Source organism: Parafrankia elaeagni, assembly GCF_000374165.1.
GTDB classification, from domain to species: Bacteria; Actinomycetota; Actinomycetes; order Frankiales; family Frankiaceae; genus Parafrankia; species Parafrankia elaeagni.
Genome location: NZ_KB893715.1, coordinates 63,893 through 82,295 on the forward strand (window position 1 = coordinate 63,893; position 18,403 = coordinate 82,295).

17 protein-coding genes are annotated in these 18,403 nt (G+C 68.0%); 7 read left to right on the plus strand and 10 right to left on the minus strand.

Going from position 1 to position 18,403, the window contains the following annotated elements:
* Nucleotides 1–408: 408 nt before the first annotated feature.
* The 5 genes from B207_RS0109800 (at nt 409) to B207_RS0109820 (ending at nt 5,044) form a co-directional block, all read left to right on the plus strand.
* Nucleotides 409–1,584: an amidohydrolase family protein gene (locus B207_RS0109800; protein ID WP_230204942.1), complete on the plus strand. Its 1,176-nt coding sequence runs from the start codon at nt 409–411 to the stop codon at nt 1,582–1,584.
* Nucleotides 1,585–1,663: 79 nt separating this feature from the next.
* On the plus strand, nt 1,664–1,855 hold the full coding sequence (locus B207_RS0109805) for a ferredoxin (RefSeq protein WP_018636350.1): 192 nt from the start codon (nt 1,664–1,666) through the stop codon (nt 1,853–1,855).
* Entirely contained in the window at nt 1,852–2,367 is a 516-nt protein-coding gene (locus B207_RS0109810; RefSeq protein ID WP_018636351.1) for a Zn-ribbon domain-containing OB-fold protein, read from the plus strand. The genes B207_RS0109805 and B207_RS0109810 overlap by 4 nt, the downstream gene beginning before the upstream one ends.
* On the plus strand, nt 2,360–3,541 hold the full coding sequence (locus B207_RS0109815; protein WP_018636352.1) for a thiolase family protein: 1,182 nt from the start codon (nt 2,360–2,362) through the stop codon (nt 3,539–3,541). Before B207_RS0109810 ends, B207_RS0109815 begins: the two co-directional genes overlap by 8 nt.
* Nucleotides 3,542–3,622: 81 nt before the next feature.
* A complete protein-coding gene (locus B207_RS0109820) occupies nt 3,623–5,044 on the plus strand; it encodes an ABC transporter substrate-binding protein (protein WP_084692077.1) in 1,422 nt (473 codons plus the stop codon).
* 145 nt (nt 5,045–5,189) lie between these two features.
* Here B207_RS0109820 and B207_RS0109825 read toward each other — a convergent pair whose 3' ends face one another.
* Nucleotides 5,190–6,302, minus strand: a complete 1,113-nt coding sequence (locus tag B207_RS0109825; RefSeq protein WP_018636354.1) for a hypothetical protein — start codon at nt 6,300–6,302, stop codon at nt 5,190–5,192.
* Nucleotides 6,303–6,320: 18 nt separating this feature from the next.
* Complete coding sequence (locus B207_RS0109830; RefSeq protein WP_018636355.1) at nt 6,321–7,430, minus strand: Rieske 2Fe-2S domain-containing protein; 1,110 nt, start codon at nt 7,428–7,430, stop codon at nt 6,321–6,323.
* Nucleotides 7,431–7,762: 332 nt separating this feature from the next.
* Between B207_RS0109830 and B207_RS0109835 the strand changes: the two genes are divergently transcribed.
* Complete coding sequence (locus B207_RS0109835) at nt 7,763–9,238, plus strand: aldehyde dehydrogenase family protein (RefSeq protein WP_026310892.1); 1,476 nt, start codon at nt 7,763–7,765, stop codon at nt 9,236–9,238.
* A gap of 98 nt (nt 9,239–9,336) precedes the next feature.
* On the opposite strand, the gene B207_RS0109840 is transcribed toward B207_RS0109835, so the two are convergent.
* The 8 genes from B207_RS0109840 to B207_RS0109875 all read right to left on the minus strand — a co-directional run bounded on the left by B207_RS0109840 (nt 9,337) and on the right by B207_RS0109875 (nt 17,633).
* Nucleotides 9,337–10,554, minus strand: coding sequence for a CaiB/BaiF CoA transferase family protein (locus B207_RS0109840; protein WP_018636357.1), 1,218 nt, complete (start codon nt 10,552–10,554; stop codon nt 9,337–9,339).
* A gap of 83 nt (nt 10,555–10,637) precedes the next feature.
* Complete coding sequence (locus tag B207_RS33295) at nt 10,638–11,390, minus strand: SDR family oxidoreductase (protein WP_018636358.1); 753 nt, start codon at nt 11,388–11,390, stop codon at nt 10,638–10,640.
* A 223-nt stretch (nt 11,391–11,613) separates the two neighbouring features.
* Entirely contained in the window at nt 11,614–12,339 is a 726-nt protein-coding gene (locus tag B207_RS0109850) for an SDR family oxidoreductase (RefSeq protein WP_018636359.1), read from the minus strand.
* Nucleotides 12,340–12,642: 303 nt separating this feature from the next.
* Entirely contained in the window at nt 12,643–13,314 is a 672-nt protein-coding gene (locus tag B207_RS0109855; protein ID WP_018636360.1) for a TetR/AcrR family transcriptional regulator, read from the minus strand.
* A 130-nt stretch (nt 13,315–13,444) separates the two neighbouring features.
* Complete coding sequence (locus tag B207_RS0109860) at nt 13,445–13,642, minus strand: hypothetical protein (RefSeq protein WP_018636361.1); 198 nt, start codon at nt 13,640–13,642, stop codon at nt 13,445–13,447.
* A gap of 131 nt (nt 13,643–13,773) precedes the next feature.
* Entirely contained in the window at nt 13,774–14,208 is a 435-nt protein-coding gene (locus B207_RS33300) for an HIT family protein (protein WP_154675251.1), read from the minus strand.
* Between the two features lie 501 nt (nt 14,209–14,709).
* Nucleotides 14,710–15,414 (minus strand): TetR/AcrR family transcriptional regulator, encoded by a 705-nt coding sequence (locus B207_RS36790; protein ID WP_084692081.1) that lies wholly within the window; start codon nt 15,412–15,414, stop codon nt 14,710–14,712.
* Between the two features lie 482 nt (nt 15,415–15,896).
* Nucleotides 15,897–17,633 carry a sensor domain-containing protein gene (locus B207_RS0109875; protein ID WP_018636364.1) on the minus strand — a complete coding sequence of 579 codons (1,737 nt, stop codon included), beginning with the start codon at nt 17,631–17,633 and terminating at the stop codon, nt 15,897–15,899.
* A gap of 302 nt (nt 17,634–17,935) precedes the next feature.
* On the opposite strand from B207_RS0109875, the gene B207_RS0109880 reads away from it, so the two are divergent.
* Nucleotides 17,936–18,382 carry a VOC family protein gene (locus tag B207_RS0109880; protein WP_018636365.1) on the plus strand — a complete coding sequence of 149 codons (447 nt, stop codon included), beginning with the start codon at nt 17,936–17,938 and terminating at the stop codon, nt 18,380–18,382.
* Nucleotides 18,383–18,403: the final 21 nt, after the last annotated feature.

Sequence of the window (18,403 nt, forward strand, 5' to 3'; positions counted from 1 at the left end):
CCGGAGTCGTGGGCTTCGTCCTGACCTGTGCTCGCCCTGGCTGCGCGATGCACTCCTGTGCACGATCCGGACGAGCGTGTCGACGCCTGCCGTGGTTCGGGGCGCTCGTGTCGGGCCGTCGCCGCCGACCGTGTCCGGCCTCTGTCGGGACGCGGCTGGGACCGGTCCACAGACTGACCGCTTGACGATCAATGACGCAATACGTAATATACAAAATGCGTTAAAGTTGTTACGTCGTACTGGCTGGCAGGTCGGGACCACCTCGGACCGCCGGCCGATCTCCATGTCGTGCCGGTACGAACGAGGAACCGGTGCGACGTGGTACAGCGGCGACCCCCCAGTTAGGAGACAGCGATGGCCAGTCCGTCCACGACCCCCAGTTTCACCGATCGTGCTCAGCTGGACTGGATGATCTCTGTTGACGATCATGTTCTCGAACACCCGAGGGTGTGGCTGGACCGCCTGCCGGCCAAGTACGCGGAGGTAGCCCCCCAGGTCGTCCGCGAGGGCGACGAAGAGTACTGGGTGTACGAGGGGAAGAAGGTCCCGACGACGGGGCTCGGTGCCTCGGCCGGGCGAGCCCGGTCCGAGTTCACCACCAAGCCGCTGCGGTTCGACGAGATGCGGCCGGGATGCTACGACTCGAAGGCCCGGCTCGAGGACATGAACGTCGACGGGGTGCTCGCCTCGCTCTGCTTCCCGTCCTTCCCCCGCTTCTGCGGCCAGGTCTTCCACGAGGCCGAGGACCGTGAGCTCGCCCTGCTGTGCGTGCAGGCCTACAACGACTGGATGATCGACGAGTGGTGTGGCTCGGCGCCGGGGCGGTTCATCCCGCTGACGCTGATCCCGCTGTGGGATCCGCAGCTCGCGGTCAAGGAGATCGAGCGCTGCAAGGACAAGGGCGCCAGCGGCTTCTGCTTCTCCGAGGGCCCCTCCGCCCTCGGCCTGCCGTCGCTGTACGACGCCGGGCGCTACTGGGACCCGGTGCTGAAGGCGGCCGAGGACACCGGCATGGTGGTCTGCACCCACATCGGGTCGTCGTCGCGGATGCCGACCACCGCGCCCGACTGCCCGATGATGGTCAGTGTGGTGCTGCAGCCCCTCAACGCCATGAACAACCTGACCGACTGGCTGTTCAGCGGTGCCCTGGTACGTTTCCCGCAGATCAAGGTGGCGCTCTCCGAGGGCGGCATCGGCTGGATCCCGGCGACTTTGGAGCGTGCCGCCTACGTGTTGGACCGGCACCGCTACTGGGCCGGCAAGGACGGCGTTTCGATCAAGGGCCAGGACGGCGCGTCGCTTCCCCCCGAGGTGCTCGACGCCGACCTGCACCAGCTGTTCCGTGATCACATCTACGGCTGCTTCATCGACGAGGAGTTCGGGGTCGCGAACCTCGACGCCATCGGCATCGACAACGTCATGGCGGAGACGGACTACCCGCACTCCGACTCGTCCTGGCCGAACTCGCGCAAGGTGATCCATGCGCGGCTCGCCGGCCGCACCGACGAAGAGGTGTACAAGATTCTGCAGGGCAACGCGATCCGGGTCTTCGACTTCACTCCGGCGCCGATCCCGCAGGTCTGAGACTCGCCGTCCGTTGTCACCACCGACAGGAAGGGCGGGCCCCAGCTCACGCGGGGCCCACAGTGAGGAGGTCGCTCCCGTGCGCGTCACCGTCGACCACGACAAGTGCCAGGGGCATGCCCTGTGCTTTGGACTGGATCCCGAGAACTTTCCGCTCGACGATCTGGGCTACTCGGCGGTGGACGAACGGGTGATCCCTCCCGGCAGTGAGGACAACGCCCAGCGGGCCTACCAGGGCTGCCCTGAGCGGGCCATATCGGTGCACCTGTGACGCTGGCGGGAGCGGGGAGACCGTCCGCCGGCGCTCCGGCGCCCGCGGCCGAGATCCGCGAGGCTCCGGTGGGTGCGCGCATTCCCTGGCCGCAGTGGTCGGTGGACACCACGTACTTCTGGCGGGGTGGAGCGGACGGAGTGCTGCGCATCCTGCGCTGTGCGAGCTGCGCCCGGTTCGCGCACCCACCGACTCCTTCGTGCCGCGCCTGCGGACATGAGGGCCTGGGCCCGGCTCCGGTCAGCGGGCGGGCGACGGTCTTCTCCTACACGGTGAACCGGCAGCGGTTCATCCCGTGGCTGGAGGTTCCGTACGTGCTGGCGATCGTCGCCCTCGCCGAGCAGGACGACGTGCACCTGACCACCAGGCTGGTCGACGTCGAGCCCGAGGACGTGTGGATCGGTATGGAGGTCGGGGTCGTGTTCGAGCACCACGGGCGGGACGACGGCGCTGGCGGCGCCGATGACGTCTACCTCCCGCTGTTCTCGCCGCGGGCGGTGCGGCATGGGTGACCGGCGTCCCGAGGACGGCGCCGTGATCGGCGGCGTCGGGCTCTCGCGGCTCGGCCGCCGGCTGGGCCGGTCCGACCTGGACCTGACCACGGAGTCGTGCCGTCGTGCCGTCGCCGACGCGGGCCTCACCCTGGCCGACATCGACGGCTTGGTGGGCTGGCCCGGGGAGTACCCGGCTGCCCCCGGATTCTGCGGTCCCGCGACCGGCCGGGTCCAGGACGCTCTCGGGCTCGAACTGGTCTGGCACGCCGCCGTCCAGGACGGCCCGAGCCAGCTCGCCGCCGTGATGTCCGCCGTGTTCGCGGTGTCGTCGGGCTACGCCCGTCACGTCCTGGTCTACCGGACCACCTCGGAATCGACCGGGCAGCGCGGGGGCGGGCGCAACACGACCTCGCCGGCGGACGTCGTCGGAGTGGTCGGGCTCCAGGAGTGGTTGCGGCCCTTCGGTTCGGTCACGGCGGTGCACTGGCTGGGACAGGTGGCGCAGCGGTACTTCCACCTGTACGGCGCCACCCGCGAGCAGGTGGGCGGGCTCGCGGTGTCCTCCCGGCGGCATGCCGGTCGCAACCCGGACGCGGTCTACCGGACGCCCATCACCATCCAGGACTACCTGGACGCCCGGATGATCTCGGACCCACTCTGCCTGTTCGACTGCGACGTGCCGGCCGACGGCTCGGTCGCGATCGTGGTCTCGGCCGCGGACACCGCGGCGGACCTGCGTTCGCCGGTCCGGATCGCGGCCCTGGGCAGCGCGCTGTCGACCCGTCCCTTCTGGGACCAGTGGTCCCATCCGCTGGACTTCCCGTCAGCGGACGCCGCCCGCCAGATGTGGACGCGTACGGATCTGCGTCCGTCCGACGTGGACGTCGCCCAACTCTATGACGGGTTCTCCATCCTGACGCTGATCTGGCTGGAAGCCCTCGGTTTCTGCGGCCGCGGGGAGGCCGCGCAGTTCGTCGCCGGGAGCAGCCGCATCGATCTCGATGGTGAGCTGCCCCTGAACACCGGCGGGGGCCAGATGTCCGGCGGCCGGGTGCACGGCTACAGCCTGCTCTACGAGGCCGCGGTCCAGCTGCAGGGGCGGGCGGGCGAGCGCCAGGTGGCGGGGGCCGAGGTGGCGGTGGTGGGGGCCGGTGGCGGACCGCTGGGAGGCTGTTTCCTGCTCACCGCCTGATTCCACGGCTACCGCGTCCCACGGCTACCGCGCCGGGACGCCGTACTTCGTCGGCCCGTGTTTCCCTCTCGTGGAGGAGGCATGGGCCTCGACGTCGTTGCCGGGAGCCGTGTGCCCGTACCCGACTGCCGACCACACGCCGTGACTTTTTCGGCACGTCCACGGAGACTCTCGACGACGTCTTCCATTGCACTAATGAAACGAAGTATGTTCCCGCTGTCTCAGTTGTCTTGTTCACATAAGGGGGTAGTGGTGGCTGTCCGCAAGGGGGCAACCCGTTTAGTTTCACTGAGTCTGGGACTCACGCTTGCCGCGTCCTTAGGCCTGGCGGCATGTGGCAGTGACGACGACTCGTCGGACGCCTCGTCCGGCGGTGCCACAGCGGTCGGTCCGGAGCCGACCGGGCCGCCGATCAAATTCATGATCATCTCGCAGTTGACGGCGGCGAACCAGGCCGATACCACGATGTCCGTGGCGGCGGCGGAGGCCGCGGCGGCTTCGATCAATGCCAGGGGTGGCGTCAACGGCAGCCCGATCCGCATCGAAGCCTGTGACGACAAGTTCAACCCGAACACCGCCACGGCCTGTGCCCGTCAGGCTGTGACCGATGACGTCGTCGCGGTGGTCGGTGGAATCAGCGGCCAGGGCGACGCGACGAACCCGATCCTGGAGGAGGCCAACATCCCGGCGGTCGGCAACTACGCCATCTCGCCGTCCGACTTCTCCAGCGAGATCGCCTTCCCGCTGATGGCGGGTGCCCCCACGGCGATCGCGGGAGCGGCGCGCGCACTGGCGCAGGCCGGTGCGGAGAAGGTCAGCATCGTCTACACCGATATCTCGCAGGGCGCCGCGTCCACGGCGTTCGTCGAGGTCGGCCTCAGGGGCACCGGCGCGGAACTCGGTGCCAAGGTTCCGGTCCCGCTGGGCTCCACCGACGTGGCTCCGCTCGCCGCGGCGGCGGCTCGGGACTCCGACGGCATCGTGATCGCTCTGCAGCCCTCGGAAACGATCAAGTTCATTCAGACGGCCCGCCAGGCCGGCATCGACCTGCCGTTCGCGACGCCCTCCATCGACGCGGACCTGGTGGAGAAGCTGGGTGCGGCCGCGGAGGGACTGACGGTCGCCAGCCTGTACGCGCCGCTCACCTCGGACGTTCCCGGCATGAAGGCCTTCAAGGCGGACATGGAGCAGTTCGCGCCGGACGCCAAGCTCAGCGACTGGTCGGTAGGCGCCTGGCTCGCGGTGCAGACGGTGGCCAAGGTCATCGAGGAGGGGCAGTTGTCCGAGATCGACGGGCCCAGCCTGCTCGCCGAACTGGGCACAATCAAAAATCTGGACATGCAGGGAATCCTCCCGCCGTACTCCACGGACAAGCCGGCCAGCCTCCCCGGGCTCAGCCGGTTGTTCAACCAGAGCATCCAGTTCGGAAAGGTCGAGGACGGCGAGATCGTCCCGACGGACGGCAAGTGGGTGACCCCGCTGATCCCGGCGACTGGCGGCTGACACCTGGCCTCGCACGTCGCGGGCCGGTCCTCCTCGGGAAGCACCGAGGAGGACCGGCCTGTCTGCGACTGATGTAAGGCCGACTGATTTTCAGGTCGACCAGCGTCGGCTCGCGCGAGGTCAGCTCCAGCGGCTCGACGGGTACCTACGGCCGGTCCAGTCCGAGTTCGGCCGTCACGTCGCGGCCCGGGTCGCCGTCGGCCAGATAGCTGGTGTCGCCCCGGATCTGCCGCTCGACCAGAGCGAGGAAGAGCCTGCGGTAGCGCAGGCCAGCGGTGTCGAACCGGGAGTTCAGGTCCTTCTCACCGTCAGGGCGCAGGTAGAGGGAGTTCTGCGGTTTCAGCGCCCAGTTGTCCTGGCGCCCGACGAGATGGGCGGACAGCGGCATCATCGCCCGGGCCCAGGCCGGACCGCGCTGGGGGTTGAAGGAGACCGTGGTGCGACAGCGGTTCGTGCTCTCGGGGTTGGCGGGGTGGACCATCCGGACCGACATCCCCGGCCGGAAATCGCCGTGGAGCAGGCAGACCCCGCTGCGGACGTACACCAGCGTCACTGCCCTGAAGTCCTGGAACTCGGACTTGGCGAGCTGACGCTGCGCCTTCGGCGTCCGGCGCCCGGTCGCGGTGCGCGTCATCGTCACCGTCTCCGAGGTCGATGTCACCTCCACGACGTCGTCATCGGAGAGGGCGTCGCCGGTCAGCGACGAATGCAGGTAGTCGGCGTGGGTCAGGTCGAGAAGGTTTTCGCAGACCAGCTCGTAGCTGCAGTCGAAGACCACGTTGGCGAGCTGGTGACGACGCAGGCCGCGGTCCTCGGGGAGGAACGGGATTGCGGGGATCAGATCGGGGGAAGCGTTCGCCGGATCCCCGTACCAGACCCAGACATACCCATATCGTTCGACGCTCGGGTAGAACCCGCTGCCGCCGGTGAAAGAGCTCGCCCGCCTCCGGCCCCGCTCCCGATCGGCGGGCGAGTCCTCGCTGGCGACCAGCGAACCCTCCGAACGCCACAGGTGGACGGGCAGCCCGTGGATGGCGCGGCGCAGTCCCCGCCGGCCGACGAGGCTGGTGTGCGCAACGGGAAACCAGGTGTCGCGCAGGCCGAACGACCCGGGCCGGAAGTCCGTGGTGATCGAGGTCGAACGGCGTCGGGTCCGCTCGTCCGGTGCGTTGTCGCCGAGCGGGTCGTCGGTCTGCGGCCCACGGTCACCGGATACGTGCGGAACCTCAGTCGAGACAGCGCTGTAACCGGTGCTCATGACTTCTCCTGTTCGTCATCACGCGCTTGTTGTCGTTGTCGTGGGCTCCGGGTGGATGAGGTCGACGGCGGGATCCGCGACGGTGGCCGAGCGGTCAGCCGCCTGCTCCAGTCGGCGCGCCGCGCGGGTGCTCCGGGTCAGCGCGACGCGGGCCGCGACCAGGGCCGCGACCCCGCCTGGGCCCGCCACTGTGAGATGCCAGCGAACGACGGTCCGGTAGCCACCGGTCGGCGTCAGCCCCAGCGCGACACGGGCCTGGTGCAGCGCGGGAGTGGTGTCGCTCTCCACGAGGAGGAGGGAACCGCCGGAGGCGATGGTGACCGTGCTTGCCCGGGAACCGCGTAGCGCCCGATCGTAGGTCGCGATCCTGCGGACCGCGAAGGTCAGTCGCTCCCGGCGAACTGAGACGGCGGCGCCGTCAGGCTTCTGGTCGAGAACCCACGGGGCCGCGATCTCGTCTCCGGAGCCGAACAACCATCCCAGGCCGAGCGCCGCACCGGGGTTGACCAGCAGCGCGTCGGCGACCTGCCGATGGGGGGCGCGGACCTCGACGGTGCCGGCGAGTGTCCGTGGGCAGCCGGCGGGGGATCCGTCACGCTCCGCCGCCGCTCGGCTGGGCGCGCCACCGTCGAGCCAGCCGGGTGCGGGCGGCGCGGTCGCCGTCCCCCCGGTCCAGGCGAGGGCGAAGGGGCCCGTCTCGACGACGGGGAAGGCTGCGACGGCGATGCGGCTCGAAGGCTTCTCGCCCGGACGGAAATTGGGGATCAACGCGCACTGCCCGGAGCGGCCGTCAAAGGCCCAGCCGTGGTAGCCGCACTGCAGCAGTCCCTGTTCGTTGACCCTGCCCAGGGACAGCGGCAGCCGGCGATGCGGGCAGCGGTCGGCGAGCGCACACACGATGCCGGCATGGTCGCGGTAGACGGCCAGGGACCGTGCGCCCAGGAGCACCGGGACGGGACTGGTGGTGATCTCAGCCCGATGGCCGAGCGGCCACCAGGCATCGGCGAGAGCGAAAGACTGGCGGGCCGGGGGGGTTCGGGCGGCCGGCGCGCCGGGGGTGCCGGGAGACTCCCCGTGCGGTTTCTCGCCAGGAGCGACCTGGGCCGTTTGGGCAGGGCTGCTCGGCATGCCTACCTCGATTCTGCGTCACGACGCGTCACACGGATCTACATTTTAGGCGGAATCTGTCTCCTATGTGTAGATCATCTGTGGTGGGGTGGCGGTTCGGTGTTGTGTGCCTCGGGGTGCGGCCGACCTTGACCGTCGGGCTCGCCCGACCTAGCCTGAGTGCAGGTGTAACTATCTATGTTCAATATGTCTTAAGCTCATGGCGTCTCACGTTCGTGGCGTCTCACGTTCGTGGCGCCTCACGTTCAGGTGTCCTGTTGTCATGTGTCGTGGGTCCGGGCGTCTTGTGCCTGGGTGGGCGTGATGAATCCGCTTCCCCGAGAGGAGCTCGCGTGGAGCACCAGCTGTACATTGATGGACGGTGGGTGCCAGCTACTGGCGGCAGAACGCTGCCGGTCGTCAATCCCGCAACGGAGCAGGTGATCGCCGAGGTCGCCAACGCCGGGGCCGCGGACGTCGACCGGGCCGTGGCGGCCGCGCGCCAGGCCTTCGACACCGGCCCATGGGGAAGGACGACACCGGCCGAGCGGGCCGTGGTGCTCCGCCGCTTCCGCGACCGGCTCGTCGAACGCAAGCAGGAGATCACCGACCTCGTCATCGCCGAGGTCGGCACGCCCGTCTTCCTGGCCAACGGTCTCCAGGTGCAGGCGGCGCTCGAGCATCTGTCCGACATGGTCGACCGGGTGCTCACCACCTACTCCTTCAGCCGGCCGCTGCCGCCGTCAGTGGGTGCCCCGGGCCGAGCGAGCCTCGGTCAGGGCGTCGTGGTGCAGGAGCCGGCCGGGGTCGTCGCCGCGCTGACCCCGTTCAACTACCCGTTCCTGGTCGCCATCTCGAAGCTCGGCCCCTCCCTCGCGGCCGGCTGCACGGTGGTCCTCAAGCCGGCGCCGACCACACCGTTGACCGCGCTGCTGCTCGCCGAGGTTGCCGCGGAGGTGGGATTCCCCCCCGGGGTGCTCAACATCCTCCCCTCGGACGACACCGACGCGGGCCAGCGGCTGTCCTCCCATCCCGGGGTGGACGTCGTCACCTTCACCGGCTCGGTTCCGGTCGGGGGTGCGATCCTCGGCCAGGCCGCGCCGACCATCAAGAGGGTGGTCCTCGAACTGGGCGGCAAGAACGCCGACATCGTCCTGGACGATGCCGATGTCGAGCGGGCCGTCGAGCACTTTGCCTACAGTTTCGTCCGTAACAGCGGCCAGGGCTGTGGCTGCATGAGCCGCCTGGTGATCCACGAGAGCCTGCACGACGAGGCGGTGGAGCGGCTGACGGCGCTGGTCTCGTCGTTCAAGGTGGGGGATCCGCGTGATGCCGCGACGGACCTGGGCCCGATGATCAGCGAGGCGCAGCGGGCCCGCGTCGAAGAGTACGTCCGGATCGGGGTGTCCGAGGGCGCGAATCTGGTTCATGGCGGAGGACGTCCCGCTGACCTTGATGTCGGCTACTACGTCAACCCGGCGATCTTCACCGAGGTGAAGAGGACCATGCGGATCGCCCGTGAGGAGATCTTCGGGCCCGTCGCCGTGGTCATCCCGGTCGGGGACGACGACGAGGCCGTCGCGGTCGCCAACGACACCGACTTCGGGCTCAACGGTGCGCTGTGGAGTGGAGACCCCGCGCGCGGATTTGCTGTCGCCAGGCGGGTCCGAACCGGGCAGATCGCGCTCAACGGCGGTGGTGGCGGTATCAGCCCCCAGGCTCCGTACGGCGGGTACAAGCTCAGCGGCATCGGCCGGGAGTTCGGCGAGGCCGGGCTGGCCGAGTACCTGGAGACGAAGGCCATCCTGTGGGGCGTGGCGGCCGGCTGAGGTGAACCGGGCCGGCACGAGGGCCCCGAGCCGGCATCGGCTCGGGGCCCTCGTCGTCCTTCGGTCGCGCGGGTGCCGGCGGCTCTCGTGTCGAGGCCTCAGAGAATGGCGCCTGACTCCTTGTGGGCGATGATGTCCTCCCAGGACAGGCCCAGCTCCAGCAGAAGCTCCTCGGTGTGCTGACCGTGGGCGGGCGCGGCTGGTGTATCGGGCGGGGTCTCGTCGAACTGGACGGGGTTGGCGGCGACCGCCAGCGGCTGACCGCTGGTGGTCTCGAGGGTGCGAATCAGCCCGTTGGCGATGACAGCCGGGTCCTGGTGCACCTCGGCCGGGGTCTGCAGCGGAGCCCAGACGCCTTCGAAGCCGACGAAAGCATTCTTCCACTCCGCGAGCGTCTTCGACTCGAAGATCCCCTTGAGGGTCTGTGTGCATTCGCGAGAGTTGCGACCGCGAGCTCCGTGGTCGACGAACCGGGGGTCCTCGACCAGCTCAGGATGACCGAGCCGGGTGACGAGCTCCGCCCAGTACCGATCGGACTGGAGCAGGGTGAGGTTGAGGTGACGGCCATCGCTCGTGCGGTAGATGCCGACGGTCGGGTTCACCAGGTTCTCAGGGTCGTAGCGGAACACGTCCTGACCCTCGCGCAGCGGCGCGGAGGCGACATCGACCGAGAGGTTCCACAGCGCGACGCCCAGCAGCGAGACATCCACCACCGAGGGCACCCCGGTCTTCTGCCGCCGGTACAGCGCCGCCGTGATGCCGCCGGCGATCGACAGCCCGCCCGTCACGTCCCCGAACGCGGAACGCATCCGGGTGGGATGGGTCTGCTCCGGCGGGGACAGTGCGTAGCCGATACCGCCCCGTGCCCAGTAGGTGGCGGAGTCGAAGCCGCCCTGATCGACATCGGGGCCGCGCTGGCCGTGACCGGAACCGCGAACGTAGATGATGTCCGGATTGTGCTTGCGGATGTCCGCCAGCTCGATTCCTAGCTTGCGGCGGGCCTCCGGCAGAAAGTTGGTCACGAAGACGTCGGAGTTCTCCACGAGTTTGTAGAGCAGCGCGATTCCCTCGGGGTTCTTCAGGTCGATGCCGATGCTGCGCTTGCCCCGGTTCGGAACCTCGATCATGTAGTTGAGGCCGCCGGAGGCGGCCGGCATGAATCCGGAGTTGATGAGGCCCCGCTGGGGATCCCCGGACACCGGATGCTCCACCTTCACGACGTCGGCGCCCCACTCCGCGAGTATCGCTCCCGCCGCGGGGACGAACGTCCACATGGCGACCTCGAGTACCCGCACGCCCGCCAGCACGTCCGTCATCGACTACCTCCACAGTCATCGATTTCATCCGGCAGCCCGTAGGACGGTGCGGCCGAGGCCAGAGGATCGGTCAGGCGGTGCGCTCAGCTGAACGCCCGGACCGAAAGTTCGCTGATCACCGACCCGTGCGCCTGCCTGAGGGTGACCAGGACGGCCTCGGCCACCCGCTCCGGTGGCTGGGCCACGGCGCCCGAGACCCGGGCTTTGAACCCGCCGGCCTCCCAGGCGGCCAACGCTTCGGCCAGCATCGCCTCGTCCCAGCTGTCCTTGAAGGTGGTCACGGTCTGGCCTATGCGCAGCAATGTGACGCGGATGCCGTCGGCACGCAGCTCATGAGTCAACCCGTAGGTGATTGTCTCGAGCGCCGCCTTCGTCGCGGCGTACACCACCAGGTAGGGGAACGGGTCGGTGACCGACTCCGAGGAGATGTTGATGATCTGCGGCCGGGGCGATCGTCGCAGCAGCGGAACCGCGGCCCGCACGGTGTACATCGGGCCGAGCAGGTTGGTGCCCACCTCTTGGCGCAGCTCGTCATCGCTGGCCTGTTCGATCCGGTGGGGCCGCGCGGACGCGGCGTTGTTGATCAGCACGTCGAGCGCGCCGAACCGGTCGGCCACCTGCGCGAACGCGGCCCGCACATCATCGGGATCGCACAGGTCGGCGGGCAGCGGGAGAGCGGCTTCGCCCAGCTCTCCGGCGGCGGCGTCCAGGCTGGCTCCCGGGCGGGCGAGGAGTCCGACGCGGTAGCCGTCTGCGGCGAGTGCCCGGGAGATCGCGAGACCGGTACCTCGGGAGGCCCCGGTGACCACGGCGACCGGGCGACGCTCGGGGCTCATGCAACACCGTCCGCACCGTCGAGGCTGGGACGGTCGGCCCGGAGCATCTCGCGGGGTGTCCCGCAGGCATGTAACATATTGGGCATCGGATGTATATTACGTATTGAGTTCTGAGGGCGTCAAGGACGCCGCCCGGATACTCCAGCGCCTCGTCCGGTGTGCGTCGGGGTCGGCAGACAGGGACGAGCTGATTCGTGCCCTTCCAGCTGGAGGGCGCGAGCGCTCAGATCCGGTCGACCCTCCCACCGTCGACGGTGATGGTCTGGCCCGTGATGAAACTGCTGTCGTCCGTCACCAGGAAAAGCAGCGTACTCACCAGATCCTGGCTGCGGCCGTGGCGTTGGATCTTCTGGGCGGCGATCAGGCGGTCCTGCTCGTCGAGGGAGAGGGAACGCAGGGTGAGCCGGTTGTCGAGAAGGCTCGGGGCGATGCCGTTCACGCGGATGTTGTCCTTCGCCAGCTCGCTCGCGAGGGCGATCGTCAGTCCGTTGACTGCGAGTCGAGAGACGCCGTAGGGATTACGAGGCACGTACGCCGCCACCGACGACCGATTGATGATCACTCCTCCCCCGCGTGCACGCATGCTCGGCACACAGGCTCTGGCGGCCATCAGCGGGCCCAAGGCGTTGACGGCGAACAGCTCGTGGAGTGCCTCCCCGGAGATCTCCAGACTGCTCGCGTAGTACTGGCGGAGGTGTCGGCCCGCGTTGTTGACTAGAATATCGATGCCGCCGAAATGGGCGATCGCTTCCTCCGCCATCGCCTCGGGTGACCAGTTGTCGGTGACATCGACCGCGACGGCGATCGCCTCGCCACCCTTGGCCACGATCTCGGCCGCGGTCACATTTGCCTTGGCCACGTCGATGTCAGCGGCGACCACCCGCGCGCCCTCGTCGGCCAGAGCTCGGGAGAACATGCGGCCGACACCCCCGCCCGCACCGGTGACCACCGCGCACCTGTCGAGGAGTCTCATCGGCTTCTGGTGCCGTACCTCTGGATCGTCCAGGGTCACGTGAGGCCGCGGCCGGACGGAACAAGCTGGCTGGACCGGTGGTGCCAGATCGGTTGTTCCGTCGTGCCGGAGGTGGTCCTGGCCACCGGTCGGTTCATGCTGGCTCCGTCAGTCGACATACGTGGCTGGCCTCGAGCGGCCAGCCACAGCATGCGTCGCACTGTACAGAGGCTGTTTTACATGCGCTAGTCGCTGTGGAGGGCCGTCATGGCTGCCCGCCGGCCCCTACGGCAGCTGTGCTCAGCCTGTGGAGGCGAGCGGGCTATCCACTTCGGTCACGGTGCGTGCCGACAGGAAGTAGGGCGCGTGTGAGGTCGGCCTGGCCCCCTGGGCGGGGACGGTGGCCGTGTGTACAGGGAGACAGCCCAGCATCGACCGGGTGGCATCACGCAGGGAGACGCTCGCGTCGCTGCCGCATCCCTGTGGCACCTGCTGATACGACGCGGCCAGCCGGACCACGATCTCCGCGACCTGCCACGGATCGAGCCGCGCGAGATCCTGGCGAACGCTGCCCGCGGCGGGCGCGAGCGCACGTGCGACCGGGGTGATGAGTTCGTCGATATGGTCGGCCAGGAAAGACCGGACAAACCAGGGATCGACATCCACGACGTTCAGGAACTCGGAGTCGTGGGTGAAGGACAGCAGGTGTTCCACAACCACGTCGACCCGCCGATCGAGCCCCGGCTGGCTGGCGATCATCCGGTTGAGCTGCGTCTCGAAGGTCGTCCTCAAGTGCGTCGCGAGTGCCGCGAGCACCTCGTCCTTGGTCGAGAAGTACCGGTACACAGTCCCGCGGGAAAGGCCTGACTGGCGACTTATGTCGGCCATGGTCAGGCGCTGCGACCCCAGCCGCGCGAGGACCGTGAAGGCGCTCGAGAGGATCCGCTGCGGGGTGTCCGCGGAAGTAGCCACGTCTCCCAGTCTAGATCGCGATTCGCGAGTTCACGCTGTGACTGGCGACGCATTTTTGACGAAAAGTATCCAATGGACATTTATCGCCCAAACTGTTTAGTGCTACAGCTCACACGTAACTGGTCAGGTCTCAGGGCCACTCGCCGGGTTGCTTGACGGGGAAGCGGCTCGGGGCGGCGCGCCGGACGGCGTGGGGGTGGGAGCGTTCGCGGTGATCGTTGTGTTTCGTGGGCCGGGTGATCTCTGTGATGATCTGGTCGAGGGCGTCGCGCTGCCGGTCAGGGGAAAGGGCCGGCGGGTCGGAGAGCTGCCGGCGGATGACTCTCACGGGTGCGTCCGAACCTGACCCAGCCGGTTCGCTGTCTCCCCGACGTCGGCTCCCAGCGCTCCTCGAACCGGCCCCGGTCCGTGAGCGTCCCGGCCAGCCGGGACGCGATCTCCTCACTCCACCGCTACCGATCACAGGGTGCCGAGACGCGCGCCGAGCAGCTCCCGCACCTTGTCGAGTACCACGGCCGACCTGTCGGCGTCGACGAGTTCGGCATGTCTGCCGACCAGGCCTGCGCCCCGCCACTCCTGGGGGACGTCCGCCCCGCGTGGCATCACCAGAAAATGGAAGTGCAGCGCGTTCTCCCCCTGGTACATGGAGTACACGCGCTCGGCCCCGGTAGCCTCGCGGACCGCCCCGGTCAGGGCGACGAGCAGAGGTCCCAGCCGCAGCGCCGCCTTCTCGTCCACGTCCCAGGCGCCGTCGTTGTGCCGGTCCGGGAAGAGCATCATCCAGCCGGGGACCGGGACCGGGCTGGCTATCGTCCACTCGCCATCCCGGTAAACGATCTGGGCGTCCGTGGCGGATGAGCCGAGTTCGCAGATGTGACAAGCGGTCAAAGACATTCGGAGACTCCCATCCCCTCGCCCGGAGCAAGGGTCGACCAAGACCGAAGCGTCCCACAACGGTACACTTTTATCAAATCTTGTTCTTTTCGCATCAAACCGTCAAGTCTGGCTCCGGGATCCAGGGTGGGGCCGGTTAGCGGGAGCCGCCCGGCGCCAGTCCCGCGGGCAACGGTCCAGCGTTCCGCTCTCACTCTGGGCGCGCTGAACTTCGGTGGCGCGGCAGGATACGGCGATATCGGAGAGCATGCTGTTGAGCGCTTTCGGTGTCGGCATCAACATGATCGACACGACTGACTTCACCACGCCGGCGAGAGCGAGCGCGTCGTCGGGGACGTGCTCGCCCGGTCGGGCCGGCGCGGCGAGGTGCTCATCGTCACCAAGTGCGGCATGCGCCCGGGGTCGACGATCAACGACGGCGGAGCTTTCCGCCGTCACATCGCTGCCTCGTGTGAACGGCGGCGGAACGTACGGATTCAGCGCGCAGAAACTGGGGAAAACTCAGGAACCGAGTTCGGAGACCTCGTCCCATCGCGCGTCCACTCCAGCGGGTAGTGCCCGTGCCTCGCGGCCGAGGAGACGGTCGACCACCTGGTCAAGGTCCTCCGCGGAGCGCAGTCCGTTGGATGGATTCACCTGGGCATAGGAAAAGCATAGCCGGACGAGGATCTCTGCCACGGACCACGGGTCGAGCCGGGGAAGGCCGGAATGGTCGTCGCCCGCGACGGGAGCCAGCGCCCTCGCGACCGGAGTGACTATCTTGTCGAAGTTCCTCGTCATGAAGTCCCGGACGAGGGTCGGTTCGGAGACGAGAATCCGCGCAAGATCGGGATGGCGACCGAAGTCGAGAATAGCGGCGATCACTACGTTGACCCGACGATCAAGATCTGGATCGGAGGCCACGCCCCGTGTCACCGCTGACTCGAAGGACTCGAGGACGTGGTCCTCGATCGAGTCCAGCAGGGCGGCCCGGGAGGTGAAGTGTCGGTAGAGCGTGCCCCGCGAGACGCGGGCCTCGGCACCAACATCGATCATGGAAAGCTTCCGCACCCCGTGTCTGGCGATCGCGGCGATCGCACCCTCCCGAATGCGGTGCAGCGCATCGCCATTCTCCCTCATCGCCCTAGCATAGCGTTCTGAACAATCCCTGTTCAGTCCGATCCATCGCCGAGGCATGGCAGTTTCGGTGATCTGTCTCACTTTCATGCGCGAGATGAGGGCCCTCGTCTCGCACCTCAGCCGGCGGGATGCCCGTCCTCGCTGTCGGGTCTGACTCAACACCTCATCGCCGCGATGGCCCGGACCGCCGGGCGGGACGGCCTGAGCCTGCGCGGAGCCCCGCCGGAGCCGCAACCCGGCCGGCTCCGTACGGCTACCGGCCTACGCCCCGGACCTGAACCCGGCCGAGGGGGTGTGGTCCCAGCTCAGGCACACCGCCGTGGTGAACCTGGCCGCCCGCGCCCTCGACGAGGCCCACCAGGCGGTCAGGCGCAGCCTGAAACGGCTGCAGTACCAGCCCGCACGCTCCTCGGGTTCCTCGCGGAAACCGGCCTGGCCTGGAAGGAGCTGTGGTCAACATGGCTCTGAACACTGGAATTCAGCAACCGAACACCGGTGAGGTCGATGCTGGAAGCCAGGCTCCCAGCGTTCTCGCACATCCGGAACCAGCCTCTCCGCGATCCAGCAATTCACTTCTCAGCGATTGACTCCAGTCGGCGTCGTGGATTCTTGGGACGGCGGTCACTCCGAGGGGCCGACCCGTCGTGGACGACGTACCGACCGGTACCTGCTCGCTTGGCGGCGTACATGGCCACGTCGGAAGCGTTGAGGAGCGCGTTCGGGTCGGTGAGGCCCTCGTCGGACACCGCGATACCGGCGCTCGCGGTCAGCGTTACCAGGCCTTCGTCGAGGTCGATCGGGGCCGCCAGCCGGGCAATCACCCGATGGGCGACGCGTTCGATCTCGGGGAGGGAATCCACCTGCTCGCACAGAATGGCAAACTCGTCACCGGCGAGGCGGGCGACCACATCACCGGGACGCACCGACGTGCGGAGGCGATCGGCGACCTCGCGCAGGATGTGGTCGCCGGCCTGATGGCCGTAGGTGTCGTTGACCGCCTTGAAGCCGTCGAGATCAATGAAGACGATCCCGGTGCTCTGGTCGGCCCGGCCCAGGAGACGGGCGAGCCGGTCGAGCAGGGCGACGCGGTTGGGTAGATCGGTGAGGCCATCGTGCAGTGCGCGGTATCGGATGTCGTCCTCCATCGCGAAGCGTATGGCGGCCGATCCGAGCACGTCAGCGACGGCCCTGACGAAGTCCGCTTCGCGATCGGCGAGCGGCCCGCACTCCGGTTCGAAGTCCACTGACGGGGGGCGTTCTGCCCGCTGATGACCAGGGGGGGTGGATCGGAAGACGCTGATGATCGCGGTGGGTTCGCCGGGTCGCCCGATCGGCACCGGCGTCACCCACCAGCCGTCCATCCAGATGTTCTGTGCGGATTCCCGGGTGGACTCGTGGGCGGCAGTTGCTCCGATGAGAGCGGCCGGCGGTTCCGGTCCAGCCCGAGCGACCAGATGGGGGCCGTCCTCGTGGCAGGGGAGCTCGTGCAGGGTCACCGTGGCGCCGAGGTGCTCGGAAAGCACCCGGGCAGCGTGGCGCCACAGCGAACCCGGCTCGGCGGAGTTGAGCGCTCGGCGCGCGAGGTCGGCGATGGTGGCCTGCTCCGCGTAGGAGCGTTCGCGATCGGTGACGTCCGTGGCGACGATGGCAACGGAGGCCACCTGTCCTCGGTCGTCCAGGACCGGCATCATGTGCAGATCGGCGTATCGTCCCATTGTCTGGATGATCTGAGTCTGTGGTTGGCCGGCCAGGGCACCACGTACCAGTGCGAGGGCCGCTTCCTGCTCGATGAAGCCTTCGAAGATGTTGGTGCCAGGGGGGATCCTGAGGGTGGCACACATCCTCCCGTTCGCCCCGCCGCTCGAGAGCACCTTCCCGGTCTGGTCCACCAGGTGGATGGAGACCGGGCTGTTGTCCATCACCATCTGAAGGTTGCGGTGCGCCTCCTGCTGCTCGGACACGTCCTGGATCTGGCTGATGAGGCACAGCTCACCCCCCACGACCTCGGTGGTGGCGGTGACCGATATATGAACCAGGCTGCCGTCCGGCCGAACGAAGGATCTCACCATCCGGATATCGGAAAGTCTGCCATCGATCATTGACCGGCGGAGGTCGAGATCAGTTTCGAGATCGTCCCGTGGCACCAAGAGGTTCCAGGTCATGGCGAGCAGTTCTGTCTCGCTGAGGCGGAGTATGCGGCAGCAGGCCGGATTGACCCACCAGATGCGGTTGGTCTCCAGCCCCACGAGCATCGTGCCGATTTCGAGTCGATCGAGGAGTGCGTCGTAATCGATCTCGATGTCCAAAATCGACCACCCCCCGCGCGCACCGATGCAACAGCTGGATACCCGATCCAGCTACCTCGAAACACCAGGTATAATACATATTACTCTGTGTGCTCATGCTGGCCGATTGTGACAGCCTGTGGGCGGGTCGGGGGAGTGAGGGCTGTATCTCGGGTCGGGGCGCGCACGCGGTCCCGGCGGGAGTCGCCGATGCTGATCAATGCGGAGCTGACCGGAACGCGATGGGCATGTCCGCGTGCATGGATAAACGTCTAGACTGACAGTGTTCATCCTGCGCAATACGGTTGATGGAGGCTGGCTAGATGGCGTTGACCGGCCTGGAGATCCACCACCACGCGGTTCGGATGCGACCCGATGCCGTCGCCGAGACCCGCGCTTTCTACGAGGACGTGCTCGGGCTGTCCCCCGACCCGGGTGTCCGCGAGATTCCAGGCGTGCCGCTGTTCTGGATGGACACAGGCAACGACACTCAGATCCACCTCTTCGGCGTGGAAGGCGTGTCGAGGTACGCCCGCCGACCGGACCGGGATCCGTTCACCTCGCACGTGGCGTTCGGTGTCCCCGACATTCTCCAGGCGCGGACGGAGCTGGATCGACTGCACGTCGAGTACTGGTCGGTCGGGCGCGACAAACGTCAGCAGATCTTCCTCTACGACCAGGCCGACAACATGATCGAGCTGCATCAGATCGATACCTGTCGCTGCAGACAGAGCACCCGCCCGGCGCCTGGCGGGCCGGCGATCGACTGATCGGGCCGGCAATCGCCTGGC

Bases quoted from the DNA above. Each gene is read 5' to 3' on its own strand.
- B207_RS0109800 (WP_230204942.1), top strand. From the start codon at position 409: ATGATCTCTGTTGACGATCATGTTCTCGAACACCCGAGGGTGTGGCTG.
- B207_RS0109815 (WP_018636352.1), top strand. From the start codon at position 2,360: ATGGGTGACCGGCGTCCCGAGGACGGCGCCGTGATCGGCGGCGTCGGG.
- B207_RS0109820 (WP_084692077.1), top strand. From the start codon at position 3,623: ATGGGCCTCGACGTCGTTGCCGGGAGCCGTGTGCCCGTACCCGACTGC.
- B207_RS0109825 (WP_018636354.1), bottom strand. From the start codon at position 6,302: ATGAGCACCGGTTACAGCGCTGTCTCGACTGAGGTTCCGCACGTATCC.
- B207_RS0109830 (WP_018636355.1), bottom strand. From the start codon at position 7,430: ATGCCGAGCAGCCCTGCCCAAACGGCCCAGGTCGCTCCTGGCGAGAAA.
- B207_RS0109840 (WP_018636357.1), bottom strand. From the start codon at position 10,554: ATGACGGACGTGCTGGCGGGCGTGCGGGTACTCGAGGTCGCCATGTGG.
- B207_RS33295 (WP_018636358.1), bottom strand. From the start codon at position 11,390: ATGAGCCCCGAGCGTCGCCCGGTCGCCGTGGTCACCGGGGCCTCCCGA.
- B207_RS33300 (WP_154675251.1), bottom strand. From the start codon at position 14,208: ATGTCTTTGACCGCTTGTCACATCTGCGAACTCGGCTCATCCGCCACG.
- B207_RS36790 (WP_084692081.1), bottom strand. From the start codon at position 15,414: ATGAAAGTGAGACAGATCACCGAAACTGCCATGCCTCGGCGATGGATC.
- B207_RS0109880 (WP_018636365.1), top strand. From the start codon at position 17,936: ATGGCGTTGACCGGCCTGGAGATCCACCACCACGCGGTTCGGATGCGA.